Origin of the sequence: Actinophytocola xanthii, from assembly GCF_001921205.1 — a bacterium.
In the GTDB taxonomy this organism is placed as follows: domain Bacteria; phylum Actinomycetota; class Actinomycetes; order Mycobacteriales; family Pseudonocardiaceae; genus Actinophytocola; species Actinophytocola xanthii.
The window spans coordinates 1-15684 of the sequence record NZ_MSIE01000124.1; the positions used below are offsets into that span (position 1 = coordinate 1).

A 15684-nucleotide genomic window follows, 5' to 3' on the forward strand; every position below is an offset into this window, starting at 1 on the left:
ACGCGACACGGTTACCGCGTCAACGTTCCTTGATGAGGCACTAGTTCGGTCTGCGGGCCACCACGGAGTACGCACCCAGGATACGGTCCCCCGTGAGGCGGTAGAACCCCAACTGCTGGGCGACTGCGTGCTCGTTGGCCCAGAGGTTCGGGCTCTGTGTCATCGCGGTCGCGAAACTCTCGACGGCGGTCTTCAGCTCGGTGAGCTTGGCCGGGGTGACGACGCGCATGCCCGGCACGATGACGGCCATGTCGTGGAGCGTGTCGGTCGGGTGGAGCATGACCGGCGTGTTGGTCACGCGAGGGTTCTTGTTTTCGTTCCACCGCACGCTGCCGCCGAGCTGGTCGGCGTCCTTCTTGGCAATGCCGTCGCAGTCCAGTTCTACCCCGGTCTTCAATTCGATCACCGCATGCTGGGTGGCGCTGAGGGCCCATAGGTTGTCGGGCCCGGTCCCGCACAGGCGTTCCGGCCGCATGCTGTCGAATCCCAGGTGGTGGCCGAGTTTCTCCCAGGCTGCTTCGGCTTCATCGGTGCGTTCGTTATCCCACACGATGTCGTCGAGCATGGCGCGGAATCCGAGGACCAGAGCGGTGCTGTCGGCGTAGGTGGTGCCGAGGAAGTCGGCGACGGCGCGGGCTTGCACGGCGGCGGGGCGGGCTTGGCGAATGTCCACACCAACGGCTGGACGCAGCACGGCTGGGTTGTCGCGAATGGCCGCGCCGAGTTGTTGTTGGGCTGTGGCGGGGTCAATGAAGTGGAGATAGGTCGCTTTCTGTTCGCGTACCCACCCACGCAGCGCGGGATCGGTGATTCCGTTGATGGCTTGTTGTAGTCGGTCGACGGCCGGGTTGTGCTGGCCTGCTGCGGCCAGGTCGAATGCGTCCCGTGCTGCGATTGCTTCTGGCCGCACGGCACCAGTGCTGTTGTAGCGGACTGAGGCGAGGGCGAGTTTGCTGCGTTGCACCCACTGCGGGTCGCGGTCCAGACAGACCGATAGCGCGTCGCGGATGCCGTCCAGGCCGGCTCCGTGTAGCTGTAGGGCGAGGTCGCGGCTGAGTTGGAGTTGGGCTCGGGTGGCAGGCGAGAACAGGGACAGCCAGGCATCATCGTGTACCGCCACACCGAGCCCGGCGCCCATCAGCAGCACCGCGCAGTGATCGTTAACGTCGCGGACGCCTCGGCCCATGCCCTGTTCGATGCGTTGCACGTCGCGGACGCGTCGAGTGGGACTGTCGATCAGAGCGGAGGCTTCGCGGCGTTCGGCGGCGTCGAGCGGCCGGGGTATGCCGTCTACCACGAGTAGTTCGCATGCAGGTCCGGGCAGGTCGATCCCGTCGTACTTGTTGACCAGCACGACAAGGCCCACGTGTCCGTTGGTGAGTTCGGCGACGCCGTGCTCGAGGTCGCGCACGTAGTGAACCCGGTCGGCAAGGTGGCGCCACTGGTTCGCCTTGGCGGTACTGGGGACGAGCACGACCACGTTCACGGGACGGGATTCGGTGACGCCGTCGCCGTCGCGATCGCCTACCGAGAAAGCCTTGGCCAGCTGCCGCACGGCGTCGTCATCGAGGTTGGGGGTGAGTTCCACCGGCGCGAGCACCAGCCGGTCCCCGAGGTCGGCGGCGCTACCTGGAGTGACAACCTGCTCCAGGTTCTTCGGGTCGGCCTTGAGGTTGGTGACCAGCACACTGTCGTCGGACAGTGTCGCGGTCAGATAGACGCGCCGTTTGGCGTTGACGAACGAGGGGATCTTCGCGATCGGTGGGCATGGTGGCCGGATCTCTACTCCCCGGCTGGATAGCATGGCGGTGCACAGGCCCAGGCAGTCGGCGATCAACGGCCACGCGAACGCGAAGTCCTCGTCGCGCTGGTGAGGGTGCAGGATGTCCAGCACCTCTCCGTGCTTGTCCGCCCACGTCCAGAACGGCACACGTGCCACAGCGGTGGGGTCGCCGGCGGCGATGTCGAGCCAAGTCTTCTCGCTTTGCTCAGCCACCGCGGGGCCGAGCAATTCGAACAGTTTCAGGCACGCCGGGTGCTCTACTGGAATCGTGAGCCGGAACTGGCCTTCGGTGGTGGCCAGAGCGGCGTGCGCGTCGTCGACGACTACGACCCCGAGATCGATCGTCGGGTGTCGGCCGCCGACCACACCGAATAGCGACTGGCCGTTGATCAGCTTCTGGAAAGTGGCGACCAGGATTGCGCGCCCGCTGGTGAACCGGATGTCGTCGTGCCGCTCGGCGGTCTGCAGGCCCAACCGGGCGGCTTCGTCCCGAACGCGGCTCGCGAGGTAGCTGTCCGGTGCAAGGTAGACGGCCTTGCCGACGCCCTCGTTCAGGGTGCTCTGCGCGATCAGCAGCCCCGCGACCGTCTTCCCACCGCCGGTGTTCTGCTTGATCACCACATCGCGGTCGTCCTTGCGGACGAACCAGCGCTCCAGGACCTCGCCCTGTTCCTGTCGCAGATAGGGCCAGGGTTTGTTGGGCAGCGCTGCGAAGATGTCCCGCGGCCGCAGCAGCAGTTCGGGAGACGATGTGCCGATCTGGTTCCAGTCCAATGCCACGTGCAAGGTATCGCCGCACGGGACGGTTTGATACACACCGCACAGCAATCTATCACTCGTTCGGGTGAACGTAGCTCGTTTGGTTGAGCCTGGACGCTCCCCTTGCGTGTTCCGTAGACGACCGGACCACACGGGTTACATGCGGCGATGCGCTTGATACGATGTGCCGCCATGTGCCTTGTTGGCCGGATTATGGCCAGGTTTCACGCTTTCATGTTCTGTAGCGAGGTCTGAGTGACGGCGCAGCAGAACGACGCACTCCCAATGGTTGATCTTGTTCGGGTGGGCGCTGGTGCCGCCCGGGACGCTGACGCTACCTGTCCGACATCGCTGCGGTGGAAAGCTCAACCGCTGTCCCGTGCGGTTGGCCGATTTCCGAAAGAGCAGTTGGATGATTTTGTCCTGCGTCCGGTGATGGAGGTATTGGACCGAGTTGAGTTTTCCGGAGAATCGTCCGATGACGTGTTCTCGACCGTCCACGATGTTGGCGGCCTGGCACATCCGGGGGTCACGCGGTTCGCGGATCATGCGGCGCGGACATATCTGGCCGCTGAGTTTTCATCGGCCGGTCATTCCATGCGGCCGGTGCGTGAGTTGTGGGTAGCGCAGCGGGTTCTGCCGTCGGTGGTGTGGGAGTTGTATGCGTGGGGGCGCCGTTATGAGTCGGTGGATGGCGGGTTGCGGGAATTTCGGTTTCTTCGGCTCGGCGCGGCGCGCGAGCGTAGCCGGGGTGAGGTCGCGATCGCGGCGTACGCGGCCGCGTTCGGAACGCCAGCGGAGTTTCCTGATCCCTGGTCGGAGCCGTTCCGGCCGTCGGGGCGCACGGGTGCGGAGCGGGTTCGGGTTCTCGATGTCGGCCTGGTTGACGGCTCGGTGACGCCGCTGTTCGACGGCACCGCTGGGGAGGTCGAGGCGTACTTCGCCGAGCACGGGCGGGCCCGGGTCGTGGAGATCGCGCGGGGTGAGGATGTGGTTCCCGGGTTCGGGTGCGGGGACTGCAAGCGGGTCGCGGTGTGCCGGGGGCCTGTTCGGATGCCCGGGTTGTTGGGTGTGGAGTCCGGGCAGGGCTCGTTGCGGACGGTGTCGATCAGTGGGCTTCGCTACTACCGGACGTGTCCCGCGCAGGCGTACCTGCGCACGGTTCACCTGCCACGCACCTATGAGTACAGCCCCGAGGCAGAGTTGGGCCACGCCGTGCATGCCTGGCTCGAGGCCGCGCACCGGGGCCAGGGCACCGCGTGCCGCCCGGACACGATGCCGCCTGTCACGACGCCGGTAGCCGACGCCGCATGGTCCGCGGGGAAATGGCGGGTCGAGGGCGAGTTCGCGAACCTCGGCGCGCGGATGCTCGGCCACCACGTTGAGATTTGCCCGTTTCGCGATGCACCCGCGATTGACTCGGTCCAGGTCGAGCCGCAGCTGACCTTCTTCGACACGGTGGCCCGCGCGGTCGTGGTCGCGAAACCCGACCTGATCTACCGGGAGTGCGGGCACTGGGTGTGGCGCGAGCTGAAGACCACCCAGAAGACGAAGCGGTATTACACGGATCCGCTGGAGGAGTTTCCGCAGCTCGCCCTCGCGGTGTCGGTGCTCGCCGCGGGCGGGCTTGGTCCGGGTGGCGCCGGCCGGATCGAGTTGGAGATCTTGCGGCCCTCCGGTGCGGAGATCGTGGTGATCGATCCCACCGACGACGAGCGCGTGCAGACCGCACGCCGGGTGTTGCGGGAGTGGGCTGGTCCGTGGCGCTCGGATCACACGTTCGAGGCACGCCCCGGCCGAAATTGTCGGGGGTGTCCTGTATCTGTGTGGTGCCCGAGCTACCCCGGGCCTGACCTCGACGAGAAGGAAGACGAAACCGGTGCCGCTTGAAGGACAGCAACCGAGAGGTGGCCGCGTTGGTGACCTCTTTTTCGACGGCGAGAACCTGCTGAGGATGGTGGCCAGCGCGCTGGTGCGGCTCTCTCACCAATCAGGTCCGCAATCGGGCCCGCAGGGCTCGGTGTACGACGCGACGGTGCAGAACACCTACAACCAGCTCGTGCTGCTATGCCTGCGGAAGGGGCACACGCCTCCGGCCAGCGTCCCGGAGATGGTCCGGTGGGCGATGGAGCGCCCGATCGGCGAGTGGCCGTGGACGTTGCCGGACGACTTCGACGGCAGCCCGGTTTTCTTGGTTGATGCTCTGACACGCACCCCGACGCAGCAGTGCTGGGAGTGGCGGGTCACGGCGCGGGATGTCGCCGCCGAACAGGTCGAGAACCAGCTCATGGGTGACGCGATCGCCCAGTGCCGCGCGGCGCACGCCCCCGAGTCCTACACGGCGTTCCGCAGGCTGCTGATCCGCCAGCCGGTGCTCACCGACGCCGAACGCGCGGCGTTGGCCGACGATCTGGACCTGGAGCTGCTGCACGATCTGATCAAGCGCTGCTACGAGCCCGCGCCCGGCTCGTACCTGCGCGAGGGCGCCTACGCGGTGTGCGCGCGGTGCGGGTGCCTGCTGGTGCCGATCGGTCGCGACCGCTACGTGTGCGAGCTGGACCGGTGCCGCCGGGACCAGCACGCCAAGATCGGCCGCACCGTTCCGGCGCGGCGAGGCGGCGGGATGTACCAGCTCAATCGGGCGATGCGGATGTTCATCACCGGCCCCGGTCTCGCCGAGACCGACCTGGAGACCGCGTTGACCGAACGCGGTCTTCGTCCGGAGATGTGGCCCAACTTCGACGCCTATGACCTGCGGATCATGCTGCCGCGGGGCCAGGTGTGGGCGGTGGATGTGAAGGACCGAGCCAACCCGGCGCTGCTGGGCCGGGACACGGCGCCGCTGCGCCCTGACCCGCCGTACGACAAGGGGTTTCTGGTCGCGCCGCAGTACCGGTTCGACGAGCGTGAGGACTACGGGCGGGTGTTTATCCACCACCGGCGTGACGACCTGGCAGGCGTTGTGGACCTGATCTCCGACGTCGACCTGCTGGCCCGGGTGGACCGGGAACTCGCGCGCAGCCAACCGACCAAGCCCAAACCGAAGCCCTCGTCGGCGGCGGGGGTGACCGTCGATGCGTGACCGCAGCGGATGGCACGCCCAGTTGCTGGGCCAGCTCACCCCCGTCTGGCCGGCAACCCTGGGAGAGTTCCGGCCTGGGCAGCTGATGGACGTCGAACTCGGCCTCTACCTGCTCGGGTCCGTGATGCCGGATCGTCCGGCGAAGGATGCCTGGACGCTGTTCGGTGGCTACCCGTACAGCGAGGTGTTCGGAACCAACACCGCCGACGCACCCCTGCGGGTCATGCGCGGGCGGCACTACCTGTGGGACATGCGGCGCCGCCGGGAATGGGAGCGTGCCGTCGAGGCGTACCTGGAGGTTCCCGAGGAACTGCGCGGCTGCACCCTCGCTGGTCTCGACAGCGTGCCGGTGCCCCGGCAACCCAGCCGCGCGGCGCACCGGTTCGAGGTCTACGAGACGCTGCTGACCACGCCGCCGGCCTTCGCCCGGCAGCCACTGCCGCTGGCGGGGCCGGGCGAGTACGAGTTCTACGTCCGTGACCGCCGCTACTCGGTCACATTTCCGCCCGAGCTGCTCGCGACCATCCCGGCGCCGCTCGGGCACGCCCTGCCCGTGCTGCCGCCCCGGCGCGGTGAGGTTGTGGAGGTCACCTGGAAGCAGTTGGAGGACGCCGCGGCCAAGATGGACGCCATCGAGCTGAACCTGCCCGGCAAACCCAACGAGTGGGTCCGCCGCCTGGGGCGCGTGAAGCTGCTGATCCGCGACGACGCCCGCGGCGAGTTCGCCGAATCCACGCGACTGCGGGTCGACCGGCTGATGAACCTGGTCGGCATGGTCGGCGCCGGGAAATCAACCCTGCGCGACATCCTCGCGTTCTGGGCCGCCACCGAAACCGGTCGGCGCATCACGATCGTCGTCGGTGACGTGGCCGAAACCCTCACGATCGTCGACCAGTTCACCCGCCTCGGGATCAACGCCGCACCCGTGCTCGGGCACTCGACACGGGAACGCAACCTCGAACGGCTGCACCGGCGGATGGCCTCCGCCGGCGCGGAAACCATGCTCGGCCACGACCACCCCAGCTTCGACTACCTCAGCAGCGCCTGCCCGCTCGACGCCCTGCGCGGCCTGGACGCGAGCAATCCCCTGCGGATCGGGGAAGCGCCCTGCACCGCGCTGTATGAAGTCCGGCGCCCTCAGCCAGACGCCGACGACCTCTTCCCCACCCAGCACAGAGCCGGCGGCGGGTCGGCTCGCTCCCAACGACGGGCGCGGCACGGGTGCCCGTTGTGGACGGTGTGCCCTCGCCACCACGGTGCCCGCAGCCTCGTCGACGCCCAAGTCTGGGTGGCCACACCCGCGAGCCTCGTGCACAGCGGCGTGCCCCCGACACTCCAGGCCGAACGTCTTCGCCACCTGGAGCTCGCGTGCCGGATGAGCGACCTCGTGATCGTCGACGAGGCCGACCGGGTGCAGATGCAGCTCGACCGCGCGTTCGCGCCCGCCACCACCCTGGTGGGGCGGTCCCCGAACTCCTGGCTGGACGAAGTCGCCGGGCACAAGGTGGCCGAGCTGGCCCGCCGCGGACGAGTGCAGCTCTCCGCCCAGGAAGTCGATGACTGGACTAGCTCGGTCGACACCGTATCGACCGCGACCGACCGACTCTACGCCCTGCTGGTCGGCACCCCGCCGCTCGCCAAGTGGATCACCGCGGACTACTTCAGCGCGATGACACTGCACCAATGGCTGATCCGATCCTGGTTTCCCGACATCGTCAACCAGAACGCAGCCACCGACGACACCACAGGCAACACCACCGAGGATTCCACCGACGATCCCACCGACGCCGCCGCGGCGGGTGCGGGGAGCGGTGCAGGGGGCGGGGACCGCGAGTCCCGGCGGTCGCGCATGGACTATGTCGAGGCCGTGCTCGACCAGTTCCGCGACGACCCGCTCGAGGAACAGCTCCCCCGTGACGACAACGATCGCGTGACCCCGACGGCGAACGCGCTGGTGCACCTGACCTTGCAGCTGCTCCACGCGCACCGCGACTCGGTGATCCGCCAGCGTCTGCGGGAGGTGCTGCTCGACCTCGTGGACCAGGATCCCCGCATCGCCGACGATCTGGAAACCCACGCCCAACGGTTCGAGCTGACCCTGATCCTGGCGGCCCTGCACCACCGGCTGGACCGGATGACGATCCTGTGGCCGAGGGTGGAAGCCGCGCTGAACCTGGAAGCGACGTCCAACGTGCTCTCGCGCCGCCCGCCCAAGGACTACGAGCCGGTGATCCCGGAATCGCCCATGGGCAACGTTCTCGGGTTCCAGTTCCAGCTCGGTGAACGCACCAGTGACGGCGACCAGAGCGGCGAGCTGCGGTTCTTCCGGTGCAGCGGGGTTGGCCGCGAGCTGCTGCTCGGCCTGCCCGATCTGCCCGTCGTGGACGACCGGCCTGGCCCGCACGTGCTGTTCATGTCGGCCACTAGCTGGGCGGGCACGTCCACCCGCTATCACGTCCACGCCCCGGTCGACGCTGTCCTGCGGCCACACGACGACGAGGTGGCCGCGATCCTGAACACCACCCTGCGTACGCACTTCCTCTACTGGCCCGGTACCTCGCCACCGAAGCCGCTGCGGCTGTCGGGCAGCGGCCCGGACGATCGGGAGAAGGTTCTGGAGCAGATGCTCAACCAGCTCGCGATCCCCGACCGCAGCCTCGGGGACGCGTCGAGCATGCTGGACGTGGAACTCGCCGACATCGACGACCCGGACCGGCGCCGGATCCTGCTGCTCGTCGGCAGCTACGCCGAGGCCAAGCACGCCGCGCGCCACTTGGACAACATCCCGGAGTGGAGCGGTCGGGTCACCCAGCTCGTGTCCGACGACGCCGACCTCGACAACAGCTGGATGGTGCTGCGCCGCGGCGAGCTGACCAAGTTTCCCGACCTCGGCAGTGAGATCCTCGTCGCGCCGCTGCTCGCGGTGGAACGCGGGTACAACATCGTCCTGGCCGGCGGTAAGGCCGCGATCGGCAGCGTCTACTTCCTCGCCCGGCCCCACCCGCGGCCCGACGACATCGCGCTGGCGATCCACGCGATCAACGACTGGGCGGTCCGCCAGATCCGTGACCCCGCCCGCGTCTTCCACGCCACCGCCCGCGCGGCCGGCACCCCGGACCACGCGGCGCTCGCGTTCCGACGGACAGCCCGCCAGGAGTGGAACCGGTTCCTCACCCGGCAGATGGCGTGGAGCAGCCTCACCCCGGACGAGAAGATCAGCTTCACCTGGGACCAGCTGGTCGTCATGTGGCAGGTCATCGGTCGGCTGGTCCGTGGCGGCGTGCCTGCCCGGGTGGTCTGTGTCGACGCGGCCTTCGCACCCCGCCAGGCCGGCTTCGAATCGGTCGACACTCCTGCCACCAGCCTGCTGGCCAGCATGCGCGCCGTCCTCGAGCCCTACTTCACGCACGACCCGGCCACCACCACGCTCGACCGCTCGCTCGTGCACGCCCTCTACGAACCGCTCTACCAGGCCCTCGCCGACCTCGACTGAACCCGCCTCGGCCGAACCCCCTCGACTCGACCTGAACTGGACACGACTGGATCCTCATGGCCTTCGACGAACTGCAGCCCGCGGCGTTCATCCCCGACCCCGACGCCGGCCCTTTCCACGCCGACCTGCACACCCTCGCCTTCCCGGAAGCGTGGCGGGAACCCGTCCTCGGCCTCTACCGGTCCGGGCTGACCGAGGCAAAACGCGGCCGGATCAAGGAGGTGCCGATCAACAGGCTGAACACGCTGATCCGCACCGTCGCACCAGACCTGGTCACCGTCGACGCCAACGCGTCGTTCGACCCCACGAGACCCTGGCTGTACAGCCGGACCGGCTACCCGACCCGCCTGCTCGCCCGGCTCGTGCACGCCTGGCTCCGCAGTCTCGCGCCCAGCGCCGAAGCGTTTCAGCGGTTCCGCGACACCGCACGCACACTCGACGTCAACTCGCTGACCTGGCAGCCGGAAACCGTCGACCTGCTCGAACACGACCTCTCCCCATGCGGAACCTGCGTGCCCGCCGAGCGGCTTTACCGGGTCCTGCCGGAAATCCTCGCTGACCGCATCGCCGCACAACCCCCGTACGAGTTCTGCGGCGAACGCGTCGGCTTCCGCCGGGTCGCCGTGGACGCCCGCGCCAGGGGTGCGGAGTTGATGTCCTGGCCGCCGTTGGAGCACCGCACCAGGGTCAGGGACAAGGACGCTCAGAAGCGCTACGGCGCCGAACGCATCTGGTACTACTCGGCGGTCATCACCGTGTCATTGCGCACCGTGCCGTTCTCCCCCATCCCGCGGATCTACCTCAGCACCCGCATTCGACGCTGGGTCTCCGGCCCCGTTCCGATGTCCGGGACCCGGCGTGTGTCCGCTTATCTGCTCACCCGTGCCCCCTTCCTCACCGCTGACAGCCCCGACTCCGGGCCACCCGGCGTCGGTGAGGACGAGCGTCTCGGTGCCTCCAGTGACGACCCCGCTGGCAGGTTCGCGGTCGCGCAGTTCGCGTGGAACCCGCGCACCCGCCAGATCGAGTGGGCACAAGGCGGTCCCGAGGGCATGCTCGCCCGCGTCGGCGCCATCGACAACCTCCCCGCCGCCGATGTGTTCGCCAAAGAACCCGACACCTGGATCGACGGCCGAGACAAACTCACCGGCGCCGCCAGCTACCACACGATGATGGGCTGGCACGGTGTCGGCGCCGGGCTCATGCCCGCTGAACGACGCCGCCTGACCGAATGGGCCGGCGCAGCCCTCGTCCCCGAGTTCGTGCCAGTTCCTTCGCTGGTACGCAGCACGATTTCCCAGAATCCGACGATACATCTCACGCCGAAGGTCCCGGTCCCCAAGAAGGACGCCACCGAGGAGCAGATCGCCGACGCCGTCGCCAAGAACGAGCTCATCGACCTCGACAACGCCATCCGCCGACGTGAGTTCACCGCGCTTGCCCTCGATCGACGGGACCTCACCGCGGTCCTGCTCTACCAGTCCACCCACATGCGCGACCAACTCATCGCCGCCGCCGAAGCCAGTCTCGCGCTCGCCGACTACCGCGACGCCACCGGCCCAGACCTCTGGAGCTGGACCACACCCGACCTGCGCGTACGCATCCACGCCCGCGAACTCGGTGCGCTGGGCGCCCCGCTCGGCACCACCGACCGGCCGCCGAAGAAGGGCAAGGAGCACATCGCGGCGATCGGCGAACGGCGCGCCGCCGTCGCCGCCCGACAGCGCGACCTCTCGGCCGACCTCGGGGAGACCACCGTCATCACCTTCGTTGAACTCGACGGCCGCGACAAGTTCAAGCAGCGCACCACCGACCCCAAGTTCGCCATCCGGCTCGGCTGCGCCGACGCAGGCATGGTCAGCCAATTCTTCACCCCCGCCGAACACAACCCCGGCGAACAGAACCCCGACGACAGCGACGACGACGATTCCCAATTCCGGGCCTCCGCGGCGTGGGCGGACGGGCTACGACAATTGGGGATGCGCCTAATTCCCAAGCACACTCTGGCCGAAAAAATCCCCGAAAACCTGAACCAGCTGGCATTCTGGATCGTCAAACGACAGGTCACCGGCGACACCGAGCAGGCTCAGTTCACGCCGGTAGCGGTGCTCATCCGACCCGGCCAAAAGTGCATCCTCGGCCGCACACCCGACATGACCGAATGGGTCCCCTACCCACAACTCCTGATCGCCCTCACCGGCCAAGTCCGCCCGGAAGACCTCTCCACCGCCGACCAACAAACCAAAGCCGTAGCCGCTTTCGTTCAGAACACCTTGTACACCATGCGCGGGACACCCACGATCGTCGTCACCCACGCACAGAACACCCGCAGCCGATGGCCCTGGCTGAAGAACCCTGGCCTGCTCCCGGACCGCATTCAACTCGGCAACGGCCCAGCTCAACGTATCAAGGTGTTTGGACAGAACCTGCGGATCGCTCGTCTCGCCACAAACGATCGCGACGAAACGCCACAATGGTGGGCACCCAAGAGCACCGACTCCGGCGGCATCAGCAAGGGCCTGTGGAAACCAAACGACTCCACCAATCACGTCTTCTACAGCACAAGCAGCAAACCAGGCACCCACACAATCTCCGTGGAATCAACGAAGCTCACACACCGGATCAACTCGAAAAACAAAGAGGAGATCCACCCCGCGAGGAACGCTTGGAATCCAGAACTGCTAGAGATCACTATGCTGGGATTCTCAGACAATGCCGAGTCAGAATTCTGGGCCATGTTCCTGCACCAGCAACGCCTCGCCGAGGACTACCAGGACGCACTCGCGCTCCCGCTCATCCAACACGTCGCAGAGCTCACGTCCCAGTACGGCCTACCCCACGATGACGGACCGAACGAACCGCCCGAAGGATCTGACGACCAGGCCCCCACCGGCACGGAGCCCGAGTAGAGCAACGGTCCCGGGGCGTGCTCTACTCGGCCGGTTGATCTCTCCTTAGGAGTTCCGGTGGATTTCGGTTTGGCCTCGCTAGCGGCCCGCAGTGAACCTTCCAAGCCCTCTCCGGTAAGCGGAAGTCATCGAATACCCGCACGTCGAGCACGAACACCGTGAAGTCTCAAGCCGGGGACTGCGCGCTCCACACCGACTAGGGTCGGCACCACATGCACCGGGCCGCTGCAGGTTGCCGCCCGAATCCCCACGGTGCTCGCCTCCCGTACTGGACGCCGGCGCGATGATCTCCCCCGTTCGCGTTCTCCGACCCCGAGTCCGATGTCCTGATCGGGGTTTCATCTCGGCCGACTCCCAAGAAGGCGGCACCGAACCAGGATCGGCAAGTGGTCAGATCCCGTCCGCTTCAGCACCTCGCCTTGCACTACGCTCCCGCTCGGCACCACGCAGTAGTCAATCGCCTCCACAGGCTTCGCGGTGGGGTAAGTTGGCACGGCCGGAGCAGGGCAGACCTGCCACAACGGCTGCTTCCCGATCCAAGAGTCAGCTGCCGTGTTGAAATCGCCCACGAGCAGCCAAGGACCGGACTGCTCCATCAGAAGCTCACTCAACCTCTGCAGGGCATTCGACCGTTTCGCTTCCCCGACGCGTGGTAGGTGGGTGTTGCCAATCCACACTGGGCCGTTCGGACCTTGGAGCTTGACGAAGAGCGCTGAGCGTGGCTCTGACGGTTCGGTGCCGTCATAGAGCGTGGTAGGCCAGGTCAGTTGCCGCTGGCGAACGGCGAGGGCGGGCAGGCGGCTCAGGATCGCGTTGCCGAAGCCGCCGGTCGGTTGGTCCTGTCCGAACTCGAAGGTCGGTGCGAAGATTGAGGCATATCCCGTTTGAGCCGCCACCTCATCAAGCACCGACGGCCGGGACCACATCTCGTCTACCTCGACGAGCGATACGACGTGGGGGACGGTCTTCCGCACCAGCTCGATGACAGCGTTGGCGTTCGATTGATCGGCTTCGTCCCGCCAAGAGTGGACGTTCCAGTGTAGTACCCGTAGTTCTTCGTCCTTGTCCGTGTTGCGACTAGTCATGCTGACGTTCTACCCCAGGACGCCGCAGCGTCCGGCCAACGCCCGAAGTTTGGAGGAGCGGCGCTCGCGGGTAAGGAGCTCCGGTATGAGCGCGCGAGTCAATCGATGGTGGCGAAGCTCATGCGGTGAGGCCCGTTCCGCGTCGACCAAGGCGTCGATCGCCGCAGTGTCGTTGCCCAATCCGGCGTAGCTTCGGGCCACGTCGATCAAGAACCGCGATCGCCGTTCGCTCAACGCCGCAGGCACCCGGCCGAGGTCCACACCCGACACCTGACGCGCCGCCTCGCGAGCGTCACCCAACTCCATCGGAATGGCCACCTGGTGAATTGCGACGTTGGTTGGGCCGAATACGGTGCCCAGGTCAGATCGATCGTGTTTAAGAATATCGGCAATTCCCGCTGCCGCCTTCAGGGACACTTGAGCTTCCCGCCTGTCGCCGCGCCGGGCCGATGCGGCGGCAGCACTGAGCAATGCGGCACCCCGCAACGAAAGCGCCGCCGGTTGATCTACGACTGCATTGCCCTCGAGCTGCACGGCAGCAAGAAGCGACGTTCGAGTAGCTGACTCGAGTTGTCCAGCCCGCATTTGCGCCTCGGCAAAACATCGAGTCGCGGCGGCAACCCGCAGTACATCCTCCGCTTGCTGAGCAGCGGCCAGTGCTCGTTCCGCAGCAATTTGAGCACCGGTCGACAAGTCGGCCTTGATAAGCATCCATCCGACGACAGCATACAGATCTGAACTGACCTGCTTGCATTCCTCGTCGTCGCCCCGCTGCAGACTGGCCATCTCAAGTTGGCCAAGTAGGCGCGGAAGTACTTGTTCCAGCGCGCCGTAGTCTGATGTCAGCGATACCCGCACGGTGTAGTCGACCATCCGGCGCAGAGTTGACAAGGGGGGTACATCGTTATCAGTTGTGGCACTACGCATTGCCTCGACCGGGTTCAGCACAGCTTCATAGGTGGCTGTGGCCCATGAAGGCGTCGGACCATGTGCTTGAGCGCCGCCGTTTGCCGCGTGTGTCGCCGCAGCGGCGACGACGAGACTGTAGCCAAGAGCCGACCTGCGGGTGACCAGGCGCATGGAGTACTCGCCTGCAGTGCCCACTCCTAGCGGCACGAGGTTTACTCGACCGCCGATGAGGACTGGAAGGACAACCTCGCCTCCAGGATTCGACCCTGGTTGCTGACCACCTCGATGGCTGTCGCCTTCTGACTGCCTCACACTTGACCACGCCGCAGATTCGCCCCGTACGTCGCCATCCTCATGCAACAGGGCGTCGAGCTGTTCAGGTGATACCTGCAAGACGGTCGCAAGTTTGGCACGAAGGTGAGGCGTCGGGCCAGTCTTGCTAGCTCCGCTTTCCCAGCGTCGGATAGTGGAGGGATCGACGCCTATACGCTCGGCGAGTTCCTCCTGCGTGAAGCCGAGCGTCTTTCGTCGTCGCGCTAGGCGGTGGCGCTTGGTCGCCATGGCGTTGCCCTGGTTGTGCTCATTTTTGTTCGGTTTCTTGCTGGTCATCGGTCCCCATGCCCTATTACTGCCCGGTCAGTGCCCGGTCGGCGCTCTGGAACCGCCGCGGCACGAACGGTTGGCTTGAGCGTACTCGACCGGCGAGACCAGGACTAAACGGAGGCGCCAGCGTTGACCAGCTCAGGACCAGCAGAACCAGTGGGTCCTGTCGCTCACGCTGGCCTTGCGGTGGTGAGCCGGACTTGCGGCCGGATCTCGAGCAAGTTGAGGTGTTGCGAGCTTGAGGGGGATCGCGTCGTGGACACGAGCCGATGGCGTCCTGATGATCAGTGCACGGATCCTGCCGCCGTTTCGATGCGCTACGCCGTCATGGCTTCGGCGACCCGCCCTAGCCAGTCGTTCCCGCCAGCAGCCAGCACAACGCTGGCCACGAGGGTGTCCCGTCATCGTGCCGACCGGCAGGACCGGCCATGACCGCGAGAGACCACCGCAACGGCCTCGGGGGCGCGGTCAGCGGTTCTGTTATCCAGGCTCGCACTATCAGGGCGGAGACGATCTTCATGCACGCGCCGTCGCCCGGCGTGGCGGTTCCTGGGTCGGTTGGGCCACCGCGGCAGTTGCCGTTAGGGACAAGCCTGTGGGTCGATCGCGAGGACGAGCTGTCCATGCTGGAGGTGGTCGCTGCCTGGACCGAGAGGCCGAGGCGGGTGGTGCTGTGTGGTGTCGGTGGTTCTGGCAAGACGGCGCTCGCGGTTCGCTGGTTGCATGGTCTGCGGGAGAGCCACCCAGACGGCGCGCTGTATGCGGATCTGGGTGGCACGTCGTCCGGGCCGGTGCAGCCAGAGCGAGTCTTGGTGGCGTGGCTTCGTGCATTGGGAGTCGCTGCAGCGGGCGTGCCGGGCGGGTTGGCTGAGCTGAACGCTCTTTTTCGGACGGTTACAGCGGATCGTTCGTTGGTTGTTTTGGTTGATGATGCGCGTTCGGCCGCTCAGGTACGGCCGTTACTGCCGTCGTCTGGTTCCTGCGTTGTTGCCGTGACGAGTCGTCACCGATTGGCTGGTGAGCTTCCCCCAAGATCGTGGAGGCATGGACTATGAGGATCA

The 15684-nt window shown here is 66.6% G+C and carries 7 protein-coding genes; 4 read left to right on the forward strand and 3 right to left on the reverse strand.

The window, feature by feature from the left end; all coding sequences use genetic code 11:
- Nucleotides 1-40: 40 nt before the first annotated feature.
- Nucleotides 41-2563, reverse strand: a complete 2523-nt coding sequence (locus tag BU204_RS36465) for a DEAD/DEAH box helicase (RefSeq protein WP_075130354.1) — start codon at nucleotides 2561-2563, stop codon at nucleotides 41-43.
- Between the two features lie 234 nt (nucleotides 2564-2797).
- On the opposite strand from BU204_RS36465, the gene BU204_RS36470 reads away from it, so the two are divergent.
- The 4 genes from BU204_RS36470 (at nucleotide 2798) to BU204_RS36485 (ending at nucleotide 12026) form a co-directional block, all read left to right on the forward strand.
- The gene (locus BU204_RS36470; protein ID WP_198943112.1) at nucleotides 2798-4432 is read left to right on the forward strand and encodes a PD-(D/E)XK nuclease family protein; all 1635 of its coding nucleotides are present in this window, start codon (nucleotides 2798-2800) and stop codon (nucleotides 4430-4432) included.
- Nucleotides 4433-4496: 64 nt separating this feature from the next.
- On the forward strand, nucleotides 4497-5624 hold the full coding sequence (locus BU204_RS36475) for a pPIWI_RE_Y domain-containing protein (protein ID WP_158073571.1): 1128 nt from the start codon (nucleotides 4497-4499) through the stop codon (nucleotides 5622-5624).
- A complete protein-coding gene (locus tag BU204_RS36480; protein ID WP_075130357.1) occupies nucleotides 5617-9117 on the forward strand; it encodes a pPIWI_RE_Z domain-containing protein in 3501 nt (1166 codons plus the stop codon). The genes BU204_RS36475 and BU204_RS36480 overlap by 8 nt, the downstream gene beginning before the upstream one ends.
- 56 nt (nucleotides 9118-9173) lie before the next feature.
- The gene (locus BU204_RS36485) at nucleotides 9174-12026 is read left to right on the forward strand and encodes a pPIWI_RE module domain-containing protein (protein WP_075130358.1); all 2853 of its coding nucleotides are present in this window, start codon (nucleotides 9174-9176) and stop codon (nucleotides 12024-12026) included.
- 338 nt (nucleotides 12027-12364) lie between these two features.
- Here the strand turns inward: BU204_RS36485 and BU204_RS36490 are convergent, their stop codons facing one another.
- The gene (locus BU204_RS36490; protein ID WP_075130359.1) at nucleotides 12365-13111 is read right to left on the reverse strand and encodes an endonuclease/exonuclease/phosphatase family protein; all 747 of its coding nucleotides are present in this window, start codon (nucleotides 13109-13111) and stop codon (nucleotides 12365-12367) included.
- Between the two features lie 9 nt (nucleotides 13112-13120).
- Nucleotides 13121-14629, reverse strand: coding sequence for a helix-turn-helix domain-containing protein (locus tag BU204_RS36495; RefSeq protein ID WP_083661957.1), 1509 nt, complete (start codon nucleotides 14627-14629; stop codon nucleotides 13121-13123).
- Nucleotides 14630-15684: the final 1055 nt, after the last annotated feature.

Excerpts from the sequence above, each read along its gene's own strand:
- BU204_RS36480 (WP_075130357.1), top strand. The coding sequence starts at position 5,617 with ATGCGTGACCGCAGCGGATGGCACGCCCAGTTGCTGGGCCAGCTCACC.
- BU204_RS36495 (WP_083661957.1), bottom strand. The coding sequence starts at position 14,629 with ATGACCAGCAAGAAACCGAACAAAAATGAGCACAACCAGGGCAACGCC.
- BU204_RS36490 (WP_075130359.1), bottom strand. The coding sequence starts at position 13,111 with ATGACTAGTCGCAACACGGACAAGGACGAAGAACTACGGGTACTACAC.
- BU204_RS36475 (WP_158073571.1), top strand. The coding sequence starts at position 4,497 with ATGGTGGCCAGCGCGCTGGTGCGGCTCTCTCACCAATCAGGTCCGCAA.
- BU204_RS36485 (WP_075130358.1), top strand. The coding sequence starts at position 9,174 with ATGGCCTTCGACGAACTGCAGCCCGCGGCGTTCATCCCCGACCCCGAC.